The sequence below is a fragment of the Sphingobacterium sp. ML3W genome, assembly GCF_000747525.1.
Taxonomy (GTDB): domain Bacteria; phylum Bacteroidota; class Bacteroidia; order Sphingobacteriales; family Sphingobacteriaceae; genus Sphingobacterium.
The window spans coordinates 1,354,210-1,369,810 of sequence record NZ_CP009278.1; the positions used below are offsets into that span (position 1 = coordinate 1,354,210).

The following is a 15,601-nucleotide window of genomic DNA, read 5'->3' on the forward strand; positions in this document are numbered from 1 at the left end:
TATTTTAAATCATAATCGTTTGATTTAAAGCATCTTTGAGATGTGTAGATTAAACAATAAGCTAAATTTTGTTTTTATCTATCTATTATATTTAGCTAGATTTGGTCAATATTTTAAAACAAAAGTATGACTTTATCAAAGATTAAACAGTTAGCTGCTTTAGGTATCCACCAGCCTAAGGAAGTATTTTGTCAATTGGATAGAACTGCACTCACGGCATATGCTATTCAAAAAGGAGAAGCTTCTCTAGCCGAGAATGGAGCTTTGAATATTTTGACAGGAAAATTTACAGGAAGATCGCCTAAGGATCGCTATCTCGTAAAGGATGAAATCACCGAAAATAGAGTTTTTTGGAATGATGTTAATCAAGCGATATCCAAAGATGTTTTTAATAAATTGTATGATCTGACCACTGCTTATTTATCCGCAAAAGAGCTTTTTGTAAGAGATTGTCAAGTGGTGTCGAGTGATGACCTGGCCAAACACATTTTAGTAGTATCGACAAAAGCGACCCAAGATCTTTTTGCTTCCAACATGTTTATTGAAGCAGCAGGTATAGAAAATTCGGAAGTGGATTGGACAGTACTCGTAGCTTCAGATCTGCAGGTCTCGGATTTTCAACAACTGGGCCTCAATGCCTCAAATTGTGTGGCTATAGATTTTAGCCGACATGTCGTTTTGATCATTGGCACGGGTTATACTGGAGAGATTAAGAAAAGTATTTTTTCAATTTTAAATTTTATACTACCTGTTGAAGATGGTGTTTTATCCATGCACTGCTCGGCTAACGTGGGTAAAGATGGAGATACGGCCTTGTTTTTTGGTCTTTCTGGTACAGGAAAAACTACGCTATCTGCCGATGTAAATCGTTATTTAGTAGGTGATGATGAGCACGGATGGTCCGATAAAGGAATATTTAATTTTGAAGGGGGCTGTTATGCGAAATGCTTAGGGCTGGACCCTCAGCATGAACCCGAAATCTGTGGCGCAATCAAGTCGGGGTCTTTACTGGAAAATGTTAAATTTCATGAGGGTACAGCAATACCTAATTTTCAGGATTCAGAGATAACCGAAAATATGCGTGTTTCTTATCCTTTGTCTTATATATCATCTTATCGCGATGTCAAGCTCGTGAGTGCACCTAATAATATATTCTTTTTGTCGGCTGATGCGTTTGGTGTTCTTCCGCCAATATCTAGATTAACGGTGGAGCAAGCCATGTATTATTTTATCAACGGTTATACGGCAAAGGTAGCGGGGACAGAAATGGGTGTTTCAAAGCCGACTGCTACATTTTCAGCATGCTTTGGACAGGCTTTCATGCCTTTGCATCCTATGGAATATGCCGAACTCTTGCGCGATAAATTAAAGCACAACCCCAAAACTAAAGTTTGGTTAGTGAATACCGGTTGGATCGGTGGACCATATGGTGTTGGTAGAAGAATTAAGTTATCCTATACACGTAGTTTGATCCAAGCGGCCTTATCAGGCGAATTGGAAGAATTTCCAATGGATGTGCATCCGGTATTTGAATTGAAATACCCGACATTTTGCGAAGCTGTTCCTAAGCAGGTTTTAGATGCCAAGCAGCTCTGGGGAAATGATGAGGCTTATGACGAACAGGCTAAATCTTTAAAAGTACTTTTTGAAAATAATTTCAAAAAATACCAAGATACCTACTTTACAACTGTTTAATATCAGCCGTTATTAAATCAATAATTTGATATATGAAGACGTTAGGTCAATTTATAATTGAAAAGCAAGCAGATTTTCCATTTGCAAAGGGGGAGTTATCCCGTTTATTAAGAGATATTGCCATAGCAGCAAAATTAGTAAACCGTGAAGTCAATAAAGCAGGGTTAGCAGATCTGCTCGGTGCTTGTGGTGATATGAATATACAAGGTGAAGATCAGCAAAAATTGGATGTATATGCCGATGTTCAATTCATATCGGCTCTTCAACAGGGGGGAGAGTGCTGCTATGTAGCCTCGGAGGAGCATGAATTTGGAATCGACTTATCAAAAGGTGATGTCTCCAAAAACGCAAAGTATATAGTCTGTATTGATCCCTTGGATGGTTCCTCAAACATTGACGTGAATGTTTCTGTTGGTACTATTTTTTCAATCTATAGAAGAGCAAGTACAGAACAGGTAACAATGGCTGATGATCTGCTGCAAAAAGGTGAAAAACAAATAGCTGCCGGATATATTATTTATGGTTCTTCGACCATGCTTGTTTATACAACCGGAAATGGCGTAAATGGCTTTACTTTGGACCCTTCTATAGGGGAGTTTTGTTTGTCTCATCCAAATATGAAAATACCGGAAAATGGACAGATTTACTCTATCAACGAAGGAAATTATATAAAATTCCCACAAGCAATCAAAAACTATATTAAATATTGTCAGATTGAAGATTCGGCTTCAAAACGTCCTTATACGTCACGTTATATCGGCTCTATGGTGGCAGATGTGCATCGTAATCTAATCCGTGGAGGGGTGTTTATTTATCCTGAAACTTTATCTTTTCCCAATGGGAAGCTGCGGTTGATGTACGAGTGCAATCCGATGGCTTTTATAATTGAACAGGCAGGGGGGAAGGCCACTACTGGTAGCGATCGTATCTTAACTATTCAACCAACAGCATTACATCAGCGTATCCCCATAGTCATCGGGAGTAGGAAAATGGTGGAGCAGGTTGAATATTTCTATAGTATGGAACTTGAATCATCATTAAATGTGTAAATAAACTGGGCTAAGTTGTTCCTTATTTAGATATCCTTTGCTTAAATTTGATTTTATATTTCATTCGAATCATTATTATATGAAAAAGGTTATAGGGATTATCATGCTGTGCTTGGTTTGTTTTAGTGTCCAAAAGGCAGCAGCACAAGTCAATTCAATCGTGGAGAAGGATACATTGAATTATCCATATCATCCAGAAGCTAATGCAGAGGAAGATCTACAAAAGTTAATTGCGAAAGCTGGTCAAGAGTCTAAGCATATCGTTATTCAAGCAGGTGGCAATTGGTGCATCTGGTGTTTGCGCTTCAATGATTATATTCATAAAACACCAGAAATCAATCAGTATCTGCAAGATAATTATTTGTATTATCATCTCAATTACTCGAAAGAGAACAAAAATGAAGATGTGTTCAAAAAATATGTTCCTGATTCGTTAAAATTAGGTTATCCATTTTTTATCGTGCTGGATAGCAACGGTAAGGTGTTGAAAATACAGGAAAGTGGCGGCTTTGAAGACGGTAAAAGTTATGATAAGACGAAAGTGATGCAGTTTTTCACAACTTGGGCTAAAAAATAAATAAAATACAGCAATAAAAGGGCTTTAGGATATATTCTAAAGCCCTTTTTGTTTTTTTGTAGATTCATTTTGTATAGGTCATGGAATAGCGATTAGGACGATATCGTATTTGGAGATTATATTTCTATTAACAATTGGTTAGTTTTGTAAACTTATTCTCTTGACATGTTGTTTAAGAGATATTCTTGCAGGGTTTCGCAAGTGTTTTTAGGAAAAGTAATCATGGAAGAAAAATTGAGAATATTTGATTTGGCAGAAAGGCAGTTGGAGTTATATCCGGATCTGACCATGTTTTCGAATAAGATAAATGGGGAATGGGAGACGATTACGACTCAAGAATTTTTAGATAAAGTCCAAGCGATAGCAAAGGGGTTAATAACATTAGGTGTTAAGCCCAATGAAAAGGTCGGATTGATAGCGGAAAGTAGCGTGGAATGGCACATCATAGATTTTGCAATCCAACAAATTGGAGCAGTAGTAGTCGCAATCTATCCCAATATTACAGATGCTGATTATCAGTATATCTTTAATGATGCAGAGATTAGAGTTGCTATTGTTAGTACTAAAAGTCTTTACCAAAGAATCGTGAATCTCAAAGATTCAATTTACACCTTAAAGTATATCTTTTGTATTGCTTCGCACGACCAAGTGCGTAATTGGGATGAAATGGTACAGATTGGTGCACAAGTGGAGGATGGACATGTACAAGAACTGAAGAATCAAGTGAAGTCTTCAGACCTCGCCACCTTGATATACACCTCTGGTACTACAGGGAAGCCAAAGGGAGTGATGTTGTCTCATGATAACATCATCGCAAATGTGAGGTCTGCAGAAGAGATCACGCCCTGTAAAGCATACGATAGAGGCTTAACATTCTTACCTCCTTGTCATGCTTATGAAAGGATGGTAATCTACACCTATTTGTATATTGGTATTACCGTATATATTGCAGAATCTTTTGATAAGATTGGTCAAAATTTAATGGAAGTAAAGCCCAATATCATGACCGCGGTTCCTAGGATATTGGAAAAAGTATATGAAAAGATTATCAAAAAGGGGCATGATCTGCATGGTGTAAAACGTAAAATATTTGACTGGGCAGTATCGGTAGGGGAAAAGTATGATCCGAATCCAGCAAAAAGAAGTTTCGTCTATGACCTCAAATTAAACCTTGCTCGAAAACTGGTACTGAATAAATGGTATGAAGGTCTTGGTGGGGCATTACAAACAGTTGCATCTGGTAGTGCATCATTACAAAGTAAATTGACTCGTGTGTTTTTGGCCGCTGGAATTCCCATTTATGAGGGCTATGGTTTGACAGAGGCTTCGCCACTTATTTCGGTAAATCATTATTTGAAAGGTATCCGTGTGGGCACAGTGGGGTTAGCAGTAAAAAATGTTCAGATAAAATTAGCGGAGGATGGGGAAATTTTAGTCAAAGGTCCAAATGTGATGATGGGGTATTATAAAAACCCAGAAGAAACCAATAAGACCATTATTGACGGATGGTTGTATACTGGTGATATTGGGGCTTGGGAAGATGGTATATTTTTAAAAATCATCGATCGTAAAAAAGAGCTTTTTAAGATATCGGGCGGAAAGTATGTCACGCCTCAACCTATTGAGAAAAAACTGGTAGAATCTAAGTTTATCGAACAAGCAATGGTCGTGGGTGATGGAATGAAATTTGCCTCTGCTTTTATCGTTCCTAGTTATGCACACCTCATGGATTGGGCTAAGTCGGAAGAACCGGGTCTTGTACATTTATCTAAACAAGAATTTTTGAAGCAAGATAAAATCATAAAGAAAATAAATCAAGAGGTTCGAATTGCAAACCAACACTTCGGTAATTGGGAACAAATAAAAAGACCCATGATTATTGCAGATGAATTTACAATTGATGGGGGTGAATTGACACCGACACTCAAACTAAAGCGAAAGGTAATCTTAAAGAAATATAAGCAAGAGTACGATCAGCTATATCAAAACTCGGACGATTAAATTTCAAAAAATAGTCATATCCTTAGGTTAGATTTGGGATATTTTTTTGATTTAAAATACCTGTTCAGTCATTTTTAAATGGATTATTTAATGTTATAATTTAAATTTAGGTGCTGAGTACTTCCATTTAGTTTCATTTTTGTGGTCCAAATTCGTGAAATAGTACCTGTAAATTGAGGTGATTAATTTTTAAATGAAATTTAAAATCTTAATTATGAACGATGTAATAATTTATTGTTAAAAAATATGATAAACAGTTTTTAAATACCAATAAATGTACTACTTTTGTAGCACAAACATGGTAGATGTAGCTCAGTTGGTTAGAGCATCGGTTTGTGGTACCGAGGGTCGTGGGTTCGAGCCCCATCATTTACCCGAAGCCAGTACGAAAGTACTGGCTTTTGTTTTTTATACGATTTCAAATCCCATATTCCTTCATCATTAGCCTACTTTTTTATTCGTTTTAAGTATTATACCTTTTGCATCATCATGTGCATATTGCTCGCAAATGTTGGTACATATATTGATGATAGCTCACTGGTCTTGAGAAACAATTTATGCTGATGAAAACACATTTCTATCTTCTTTTGGTTTTAATAGTGGGGTTTGAACCTGTATCTGCACAGCAGCAGCTACCGAAGGGCTTTAGTTATGTTAAGGAAGTCATACCTCATATACATACTGATTTGCGGTATTATGGTTCGCATAACTTTGTCGGTAGAAAAGTTGACGGATATAATGCTCCTGTACTTATCTTAAGTACTAAGGCGACCTATGCATTAAAGAAAATAGAGGCGGAGTTGAATAAGCAAGGTTTGGCGTTGAAAATATTTGACGGTTACCGGCCGCAGAAAGCAGTCTCACATTTTCAAAAATGGGCAGTACAAATTGACGATACGCTAGGGAAAAGAGAGTTTTATCCGCATATCGATAAGCGCAATTTATTCAAGTTGGGCTTTATTGCAAATAAATCTGGACATAGTCGTGGAAGTACTGTCGACCTGACTATTATGGAACTTGAAAATGGCAAGGAGTTGGATATGGGGGGAGCATTTGATTTTTTTGGAGCTGTTTCACATTTCAATAGCCCGGCAATCAATAGTACTCAAAAGAAAAATAGATTGTTATTGAAAAATGTCATGTCGAAATATGGGTTTAAAGGATATATTAAGGAATGGTGGCATTATACACTGGTCGATGAGCCTTATCAAAAAACGTATTTTGATTTCGATGTTAAATAACGATAAACAGACTTTCGCTTGAAGTCTTGAGACTGTATGCGATTCACCTTATCTATCTTATTTTTAAGGATGATCAGATGCTTACGGAAATTTTCCATCTGTTAATCCGCTTTAATCGGACATAATTAATTATTTTCCCTCTAAAAATTCTCTTGATGGAACAGGAGAAATGGATAACTTTGCTTTACATAGGACACCACTAAAATGGTAAATAAAACAAATTTATCTCAGCTTGAAAACCAGAACTCGTTTTAATGTGTTAGTCCTGAATACGTTTATATTACATTTTTTTTATTGAAATTATTGCATGAAACTATCTAAATATATATTGATTTTATTTTTACTGTTGTCCTTTTGTGAGAAGAGCCCGGCTCAGGTAGCAGTTGATACCCTTCATGCGAAGCAAGAGAGCGCTTTAGGTAGTCATTCGCGCAATCGCAATAATTTGAATCGGCGAGAAAATAAATCCCGTCGCAATAATAGCGATACTACTCTTGTACAGAAGGATGTGGCTGCTGATAGTTTGCGTACAGATCTATCAAAAATTAATGTAAAATATATTGCTAATATCCATGCTGGAGCATTGGAAAAAGAGGCTATGCATAAACGCGACCTCCGCATTCAATTCGTTGACAAGGTGCATGCCTTTAAAGAGGTCTTACCAGCAGATTCGGTCACTGCATGGGCAACTTATATAAAAACTCAAATAGCAGACTTAAACGCCTTTCAAAGCAGCTTAGCGAGCTACAATCAAAGTCTTGAACTGACCTTAAGTCAATTGAAAGATTTCCGAACGAAATATAGTCAAAGTGAATCGAATGAACGATTAAATCAATATTTGACGACGTCTGAGCAACAGGTGCAAAGTAAAATAGACTCTGTGAAAGTTTCTGTAGACATGACTTATGATGATTTGAGAGCTTACAGTAGTGTTTCGAATCATGTTAAAGAAACTGTTGCAAAAAATATAAATAAGAAACGTGCTGATTCCTCCACGGTGAAAAGCTCCTTGTGGAAAGCTGGTGGCGCGACAGTTACAAAGGAGAAAATCTTAAATAACTTAAAAAATAACTATAGTAAGAGCAAGTCTCTAGATACTTATGTGAATAAAACTACCTGGACAAGCAGGGTTTTATTGGTTATGCTCGTGCTCGCTTATCTATACTGGATTGCTTCTACAGCTTATGTTTTAAATAAAAATAATAATACAAAGTTAGATACAAAATTGCCCTTTAATCCGTGGGTCCAGATTGGAAAGGCGTTGGTTTTATTATTAACGCTTTTGCCTATTGTTGCTATTGTGACGCCAACATTAGTTATTCAGGGCACCCAATTTCTGATTATTGCCCTGTTTGGGATTTTGTTGAAGAATAAAATTACTTTAAAACACCGCAAGATTGTTGGTTTTTTACTCCTTTTTTATATCTGCGATGTACTTGTCAACTCTGTCGTCAGTGGTGACCTCATCTTGCGTATCGTATGTATTGTATTTAATATTGCAGCCTTATACATTGGTTTCTATTTAAAGAAAAATATCAAAGATAGTGCTGCTGCTGGATACATTCAACTTCCTGTTTTTATTGTATTTGCTATTTTAAATGGTTGTGCTATTCTTTTGAATATTTTAGGGTATGTAGACCATTCGCGTAGTTTTAGTATTGCTGGTGTGGTTGGTTTGGCGCAATCTTTTACGTTGACATTTTTTATGCAAATGATAAAAGATGATGTCAGGAATCAATTTGCGAGAAATAGGATTAAAAAGGGTTTTTGGTTACGGTTTAGTGAGGAACGTGCTTTGAAAACTACAGGCGATGTACTGAAGTTTGTATGTTTACTGCTGGCCATCATTGTATTGGCGAATAACTTACAGTTTGCAGCTTCATTGGCATCTTCTGTCTCCAATTTTTTAAGCAATAACCATCAATTGGGTGGTATCAGTTTTACATTTGGTAATTTGGTATTGGCTGTTATCATACTAAGTGCTGCAAACTGGTTTCAAAAGAACTTGAATCTACTTTTGATCGGAGGTGAAAATGGTACAATAAGTAAAGATTACGATCAAAAGATGACCTTATTTCCGCTATTTAGGTTGATTATTATCGTTGTTGGATTTTTCATAGCGATATCGGCATTGGGAGTAAGTTTAGATAAGTTAACGGTAATCGTGGGGGCACTGAGTGTTGGTATTGGACTTGGGATGCAGAACATCATCAATAATTTTGTGTCTGGAATTATCTTGGCTTTTGATAAGCCTTTTCGGGTTGGCGATCGTATCGAACTGGCTGACAAAAAGGGGCGCGTCAAAGAAATCGGTATTCGTGCGAGTGTCTTGAATACGGGTGATGGTGCTGAGGTTATTATTCCCAATGGAGATCTGTTATCCGGTCGTGTTGTCAATTGGACTTTATCTAATGATGATGCAAAAACTAGTTTTGTGGTGCAGGTAGATCGTTCTGCCGATCTTGAGACATTAAAATCATGGATTAAAAAAGCGGTTGAAAATAGCAAATACAGTAAACCTGAGTTGGGAACGGGAATCAGTGTTCAGGACATCAGTGAGGGGATGATTTATTTAAGCATTAGTTGTTGGATTGATAATTCGGGTAACGCTGGTGGTTTTAAAAATGATGTATTGATCGAATTGGATGATCGCTTCAAAAAGGAAGGATTGAAATTTTTCAGTATTGCTTAATTATCGAAATAGCTGAATATATAGCATCACATACAAGGCCATAACGAAGCAGTTATGGCCTTTTTCATTTTTGAGCTCTTTGCTATGCTTCAAAACTATTTTCTATAATCGGAGATTATCGTGCAAGTATTCTGGTACGTATTACGGTATATCGTATCCGTTATAGGTGGTAACGTGTATTTTAATGGATACAATCTATTATTTTCAATTCTGTTTCCTACATTTACACACCTAAAAACAGTTTTAAAACAAATTATTATTTAACGTCTAAACAGCTATAAATAAAATAAGAAAAACACAAAATTGTTATATAATGTATAAACAACACAGGAAGGTGATGTTCGCTTTAACATTGCCTCTAATGGTGAGTATTGCTCCAGCGCAAGCCAATTTTAGGTCTGAAGCTATTCAACAGGAAACAAACCCTGCACTAACTATTGTAAGTGCAAAAAAAATAAATGCGTCGACTATTGAGGTGCTATTCTCCGATAATCAACGTTTGACTTTCGACTTTTATGGAGGTCATATTTTTCGGTTATTTCAGGATAATGCAGGCGGTATCATTCGTAATCCCGAGGCGAAGCCAGCAGCTGAAATATTAGTTTCAAATCCAAGAAGACCCATCCAGCAGTTAGACCTTAGCGACGCTAATAATCAGATAACTATTACAACAGGTGAAATTACTGTTCTGATTGATAAAACAACCAATTTACTGAAAGTCATCAATCAGAAAAGCAAGGGAGAGGCCATTGTTTTTACGAAGCCAATTCAGTTTGAAAAAGGAAAAGTAACCTTAAGTCTTCAAGAAAATCCGGAGGAATATTTTTATGGTGGCGGTGTCCAGAATGGACGATTCTCTCATAAAGGGAAAATTATTTCGATTGAAAATCAAAATAGTTGGACGGATGGCGGTGTCGCTTCTCCTACTCCTTATTATTGGTCTTCGAAAGGATATGGATTTATGTGGCACACCTTTAAGCCTGGTAAATATGATTTTGGGGCTAAGGAGAAAGGACAGGTTCAGTTAGCACATGATAGCGAATATTTGGATGTTTTCTTTATGGTCAATGAGGGAGCTGTGCCCTTATTGAATGATTTTTATCAATTGACAGGAAATCCTATTTTACTGCCGAAGTTTGGCTTTTATCAGGGACATTTGAATGCTTATAATCGTGATTATTGGAAGGAAGATGAAAAGGGGATTCTGTTTGAAGATGGAAAACGCTATAAAGAAAGTCAAAAGGAAAATGGCGGTGTCAAGGAATCATTGAATGGTGAGTTGAATAATTATCAATTCTCGGCTCGTGCCGTTATTGATCGTTATAAGAAGCATGATATGCCATTTGGCTGGTTATTGCCCAACGATGGTTACGGAGCTGGATATGGACAGACAGAAACTTTGGATGGTAATATTGCCAATCTAAAGAGTTTAGGCGACTATGCGCGTAAAAATGGTGTTGAGATTGGATTGTGGACACAGTCTGACTTACATCCGAAATCTGAAATCAGTGCACTGTTGCAACGTGATATTGTGAAGGAAGTGAGAGATGCGGGTGTACGTGTATTGAAAACTGATGTGGCTTGGGTAGGTGCTGGTTATTCTTTTGGATTGAATGGCGTAGCCGATGTTGGTCATATCATCCCTTATTATGGGAATGATGCTAGACCGTTTACAATATCATTAGACGGCTGGGCAGGTACGCAACGCTATGCAGGAATTTGGTCTGGAGATCAGACTGGTGGTGTTTGGGAGTATATTCGGTTTCATATCCCAACATATCTGGGGTCTGGCTTGTCTGGACAGCCAAATATCACTTCTGATATGGATGGTATTTTTGGTGGAAAAAATAACGCTGTCAATATCCGTGACTTCCAATGGAAAACATTTACGCCTATGGAATTGAATATGGATGGTTGGGGTTCGAATGAAAAGTATCCGCAAGCATTGGGCGAACCTGTTACTTCTATCAATCGAAATTATTTGAAGTTGAAGTCAGAATTGATGCCCTATGCTTATAGTATTGCGAAAGAAGCGGTAGATGGCTTGCCCATGATACGGGCATTATTTTTAGAATATCCTAATGCCTATACGCAAGGGACAGCTACTCAATATGAATACCTTTATGGACCTTCATTATTAGTGGCGCCAATCTATCAAGCTACAAAATCTGATGATAAAGGGAATGATATCCGCAATGGAATCTATTTACCAGCAGGAACTTGGGTTGATTATTTTTCAGGTGATCAATTTGATGGTAATGTTATCCTCAATAATTTTGATGCTCCAATATGGAAATTGCCTGTTTTTGTGAAAAGAGGTGCTATTATCCCGATGACAAATCCGAATAATAATGTGCATGAGATAAACCAGGGTCGTCGGATCTATGAAATTTATCCGGCAGGAAAAACTTCGTTTACTGAATATGATGATGATGGTATTTCTGAGGCTTATAAATTAGGAAAAGGAACTTCAACGTTGATTGAATCTACTTTAGATAACAAAAAACGTGTTTTTGTTACTGTAAAACCTACTGTAGGTGATTTTGATGGATTCATTAAGGATAAGCAAACGGAATTTAGAATAAACGTAACCGCAAAACCTGAAAAATTAACGGCTTCAATCGGGAAACGAAAGTTGAAATTAGTTGAAGTAAAATCTTTGGAAGAATTGGAAAACCAAGAGAACGTGTATTTTTATGAGGCTATGCCGAATATGAACAAATTCTCGACGAAAGGCAGTGAATTTGAAAAGCAGGTCATTACTAAAAATGCACTTGTCCATATTAAATTAGCAGCTACAGATATTACGGTCAATGAAGTGAACTTGTCGGTCGAAGGATTTCAATTTACACCTCCGGATCGTTTCCGTATGACCACAGGTGATTTAGTAGCGCCGCAAAATGCGGTGGTTACCGAAGAGCATAAAGCAGCATATACATTGACTCCTTCTTGGGATAAGGTGAATCTTGCCGATTATTATGAAATCGAATTTAATGACATGCTTTACACTACCATTAAAGATAATACATTGTTATTTGATGGATTAAAAGCAGAGACGGAATATACGTTTAAATTACGCGCAGTCAATAAACAGACGAAATCAGATTGGACTGAAATCAAAGCAGTAACCAAATCTAATCCATTGGAATTTGCGATTCAGAATATTAAGGGAGAAACGACTGCCGAAAATCAAGAAGGTTCAGGTATCGATAAGCTGCTTGATTTTGATGAAAGCAATATGTGGCATACCGTATGGGGTAAAAATTCGTTACCATTTGATATGGTCTTGGATCTGAAATCTGTGAACCAACTGGATAAATTTCATTATTTATCAAGAAAAGGTAATGGAAGCCTGTTGAAAGGAAAGGTGTACTCGAGCGCAGATAAAGACAATTGGACGGAAGCTGGTGCATTTGAATGGAAAAGCAGTGATGAAGTGAAGGTTTTCAATTTTAAAGATCATCCAACAGCTCGTTATGTCAAATTGGCGATTACTGAAGGTGTAGGTGGCTTTGGTTCAGGTCGCGAGCTTTATGTTTTTAAAGTACCTGGAACGGAAAGTTACATCCCTGGAGATATTAATAATGACCGACTTATTGATCGAAATGATTTAACATCTTATACAAATTACACCGGATTGAAAAGGGGTGATGCTGATTTTGAAGGGTATGTGAGTAATGGTGATATCAATAAAAATGATGTGATCGACGCTTATGATATTTCGATCGTGGCTACCCAATTGGATGGCGGAGTTAACGATGCTAAGCTAGATAAAGTGGCTGGTCAAATCAGCCTGACAACAGCAAAACAAAGTTATAAAAAGGGAGAGATCATTGAAGTTACGGTAAAAGGTAAAGATTTGAAATCTGTGAATGCTATTAGTTTTGGATTACCTTATCAGTCTCAGGATTATGAGTTTGTATCTGTTCAAGCATTGGCAGTTCAGGATATGGACAACCTGACTAATGACCGTCTACATACAAGTGGAGAAAAAGTGTTGTACCCGACTTTTGTAAACATTGGCGATAAGAAAGCAATAAATGGAAATGAAGATCTCTTCATCTTGAAATTAAGAGCGAAAAAAGATGTTCTTTATAATTTGAAAGCTGTTCAAGGGTTTTTAGTTGATAAATATCTAAACACAGTCAAATTCTAATTTTATTAATTTTTTTGATTTGCAAAAGGGGCTGAGAAAGAGATTTCTTAGCCCTTTTTTTATGCTAATTTTAGACTTAAAATTGGCATGTAAACGAGCTTTGTTCAGGTAAAATATATATCTTTATAACTAACTATGATAGTTACACTCCTCTTTTGAACACGAATTATACTTGGGGTATTTGACAGACAAGCATATCATATTGGTTTTGTGTATCATCAATAGCTTGGCATTTACATTTGTAATATGAAAAGATCCATTAAAATCATCAAGAATAGGTCGGATATTGGGGCCGGTACCAGAGGCTCCGACTTAGGCATAGATGCAATTGAAATTGCGGCAATTAATAAAGGAAGTCAATATTTTCATGATTATCCTTTTGTTGATGTTAAAACCCGTAACGATGCTATATACGATCGTACATTGTATCCATTCGCCAAAAGAATTAAACAAGTTTTAAAACAATGTCGTGAGGTGGCATCCGTTGTTGAAAAAACGTTGGAGGATGACCATTTTCCACTTGTTTTCTCCGGTGACCATTCTTCTGCCATTGGGACTATTTCTGGAATAAAGGCTGCATTTCCTCATAAGACTTTAGGCATCATTTGGATCGATGCACATGCTGATATACATTCTCCCTATACAACACCTTCAGGTAATATGCATGGGATGCCTTTGGCTGCAACTATGGATGAAGACAACCTATCATGTGCGGTGAATGCTATTGACGAGGACACAAAGAAATATTGGCATAAGTTAAAAGAGATTGGGGGAAAGGTAGGGAAGTTTAAATCCAAAAATCTCGTTTATTTTGGTGTTCGCGATACCGAAGAACCAGAGGATATTTTGATGCGTGAACTGGAAGTGAAAAATTATACGGTAGATGAGGTACGAAATAAAACAGTGAGCTGTTGTGTAATCGAAGTATTGCAGAAACTAGAAAATTGCGATATGATCTATGTTTCTTTTGATGTGGATAGCATGGATAGCGAACTGATCTCTAATGGAACCGGTACACCTGTGCCCAAGGGTTTCTTTCCAACAGAAATTGTGGCTCTTCTTGAAGGGATTTTAAGTGCTAAAAAAGTCGTTTGTTTTGAAATAGTAGAGGTTAATCCGCTATTGGACAATAAAGGGAATAAGGCTGCTGAGGTTGCTTTTGATATTTTGGAAAAAGTAACAAAATCAATCGAACGAACGGTAAAACTGGTACATTAAATATGTTTGGAAAACAATTTACAGGTATCGCTCACTTATGATTCGAGTATTTATAAATAGATGAAAAAAAGGATGAATACTTATTATTCATCCTTTTTTATGTACTAATGTGCCTGACTATCTACTTCAAATATTCCAAAAACGTTGTTATCGGTATCGATAAAATAACCCTGATAGCATCGTCCCGGTATCGCAAATTTAGGAAGCGCAACCTGTCCGCCCTTTTTTAAGATTAGAGCCGCTATTTTATCAAAATTTTCAACTTCCATGGAACAGGTAAATGCATTGGTTCCACAATGTGTCGGGGGAATAGCGGCTGGTCGTTGTAACAACCCGCCCATCATTCCTGCAGTTTCTATGCGATAGTATACAATTGGTAAATTTTCTTCTTTTGAAAACTTCCAGTCGAAAACTTGGGCATAAAATTCAATTAGTTTTTCCGGTTCCGTCGCTTGGATTTCAAAGTAAACAACAGTGTTTTTCATTACTGCATTTTTTTATTTCCTTCAAAGTGAACCATCCAAGAGATACCATATTTATCTTGAAATGATGCATATAATTCTGCCCAAAATTGTTCGCCTAAAGGCATTTCAATATTTTGGGCGCCAGCAGTAAGTTTAGCATATAAATCTTTCGCTTCTTCAGCTGTTTGAGTATCCAACATCAGATAAGCGTTGGTACCAGTTGTTGCCTTGTGTCCGAAACCTTCAATACAATCAGACCCCATCAGCATGACCGTATCATTGATTTTGATTGCCGTATGCATTACTTTATTAGCAGCATCGGCAGGTGTAGGGAAATTGGGGTCGGCAGGCATATCTCCAAAACGATATACGCCTAATGAAGGTGCATTGAAGACAGATTGGTAAAATTCGAATGCTTCTTCGCAATTACCATTAAAGTTTAGATAAGCATGTAAAATAGCCATAATTTTATTTTTTATATTTAAGTTAAATCAAAAGTAATCGTTCT

General features: G+C 36.9%; 10 protein-coding genes and 1 tRNA gene. 9 read left to right on the top strand and 2 right to left on the bottom strand.

Annotated features, from left to right (window positions below):
- Positions 1-126 precede the first annotated feature (126 nt).
- From pckA to KO02_RS05905, 9 genes are all read left to right on the top strand, one after another.
- Positions 127-1,695, top strand: a complete 1,569-nt coding sequence (gene pckA, locus KO02_RS05865; protein WP_038696652.1) for a phosphoenolpyruvate carboxykinase (ATP) — start codon at positions 127-129, stop codon at positions 1,693-1,695.
- A gap of 32 nt (positions 1,696-1,727) precedes the next feature.
- Positions 1,728-2,744, top strand: coding sequence for a class 1 fructose-bisphosphatase (gene fbp, locus KO02_RS05870; RefSeq protein WP_038696653.1), 1,017 nt, complete (start codon positions 1,728-1,730; stop codon positions 2,742-2,744).
- 79 nt (positions 2,745-2,823) lie between these two features.
- A complete protein-coding gene (locus KO02_RS05875) occupies positions 2,824-3,321 on the top strand; it encodes a thioredoxin family protein (RefSeq protein WP_038696655.1) in 498 nt (165 codons plus the stop codon).
- A 222-nt stretch (positions 3,322-3,543) separates the two neighbouring features.
- Positions 3,544-5,322, top strand: coding sequence for an AMP-dependent synthetase/ligase (locus KO02_RS05880; protein WP_038696657.1), 1,779 nt, complete (start codon positions 3,544-3,546; stop codon positions 5,320-5,322).
- A 301-nt stretch (positions 5,323-5,623) separates the two neighbouring features.
- Positions 5,624-5,697 (top strand) — tRNA-His (locus tag KO02_RS05885).
- A 188-nt stretch (positions 5,698-5,885) separates the two neighbouring features.
- Positions 5,886-6,563, top strand: coding sequence for a M15 family metallopeptidase (locus KO02_RS05890; RefSeq protein WP_038702197.1), 678 nt, complete (start codon positions 5,886-5,888; stop codon positions 6,561-6,563).
- A gap of 307 nt (positions 6,564-6,870) precedes the next feature.
- Positions 6,871-9,255, top strand: a complete 2,385-nt coding sequence (locus tag KO02_RS05895) for a mechanosensitive ion channel family protein (protein WP_051959774.1) — start codon at positions 6,871-6,873, stop codon at positions 9,253-9,255.
- A 313-nt stretch (positions 9,256-9,568) separates the two neighbouring features.
- Positions 9,569-13,411 carry a TIM-barrel domain-containing protein gene (locus KO02_RS05900; RefSeq protein WP_038696659.1) on the top strand — a complete coding sequence of 1,281 codons (3,843 nt, stop codon included), beginning with the start codon at positions 9,569-9,571 and terminating at the stop codon, positions 13,409-13,411.
- A gap of 246 nt (positions 13,412-13,657) precedes the next feature.
- Positions 13,658-14,629 carry an arginase gene (locus KO02_RS05905; RefSeq protein ID WP_038696661.1) on the top strand — a complete coding sequence of 324 codons (972 nt, stop codon included), beginning with the start codon at positions 13,658-13,660 and terminating at the stop codon, positions 14,627-14,629.
- A 104-nt stretch (positions 14,630-14,733) separates the two neighbouring features.
- Here KO02_RS05905 and KO02_RS05910 read toward each other — a convergent pair whose 3' ends face one another.
- Positions 14,734-15,114, bottom strand: coding sequence for a VOC family protein (locus tag KO02_RS05910; RefSeq protein ID WP_038696663.1), 381 nt, complete (start codon positions 15,112-15,114; stop codon positions 14,734-14,736).
- Positions 15,114-15,557, bottom strand: coding sequence for a VOC family protein (locus KO02_RS05915; protein ID WP_038696665.1), 444 nt, complete (start codon positions 15,555-15,557; stop codon positions 15,114-15,116). The genes KO02_RS05910 and KO02_RS05915 overlap by 1 nt, the downstream gene beginning before the upstream one ends.
- Positions 15,558-15,601 lie beyond the last annotated feature (44 nt).

Excerpts from the sequence above, each read along its gene's own strand:
- KO02_RS05890 (WP_038702197.1), top strand. The coding sequence starts at position 5,886 with ATGAAAACACATTTCTATCTTCTTTTGGTTTTAATAGTGGGGTTTGAA.
- KO02_RS05900 (WP_038696659.1), top strand. The coding sequence starts at position 9,569 with ATGTATAAACAACACAGGAAGGTGATGTTCGCTTTAACATTGCCTCTA.
- KO02_RS05880 (WP_038696657.1), top strand. The coding sequence starts at position 3,544 with ATGGAAGAAAAATTGAGAATATTTGATTTGGCAGAAAGGCAGTTGGAG.
- KO02_RS05905 (WP_038696661.1), top strand. The coding sequence starts at position 13,658 with ATGAAAAGATCCATTAAAATCATCAAGAATAGGTCGGATATTGGGGCC.
- KO02_RS05915 (WP_038696665.1), bottom strand. The coding sequence starts at position 15,557 with ATGGCTATTTTACATGCTTATCTAAACTTTAATGGTAATTGCGAAGAA.
- KO02_RS05895 (WP_051959774.1), top strand. The coding sequence starts at position 6,871 with ATGAAACTATCTAAATATATATTGATTTTATTTTTACTGTTGTCCTTT.
- KO02_RS05910 (WP_038696663.1), bottom strand. The coding sequence starts at position 15,114 with ATGAAAAACACTGTTGTTTACTTTGAAATCCAAGCGACGGAACCGGAA.
- KO02_RS05875 (WP_038696655.1), top strand. The coding sequence starts at position 2,824 with ATGAAAAAGGTTATAGGGATTATCATGCTGTGCTTGGTTTGTTTTAGT.
- pckA (WP_038696652.1), top strand. The coding sequence starts at position 127 with ATGACTTTATCAAAGATTAAACAGTTAGCTGCTTTAGGTATCCACCAG.
- fbp (WP_038696653.1), top strand. The coding sequence starts at position 1,728 with ATGAAGACGTTAGGTCAATTTATAATTGAAAAGCAAGCAGATTTTCCA.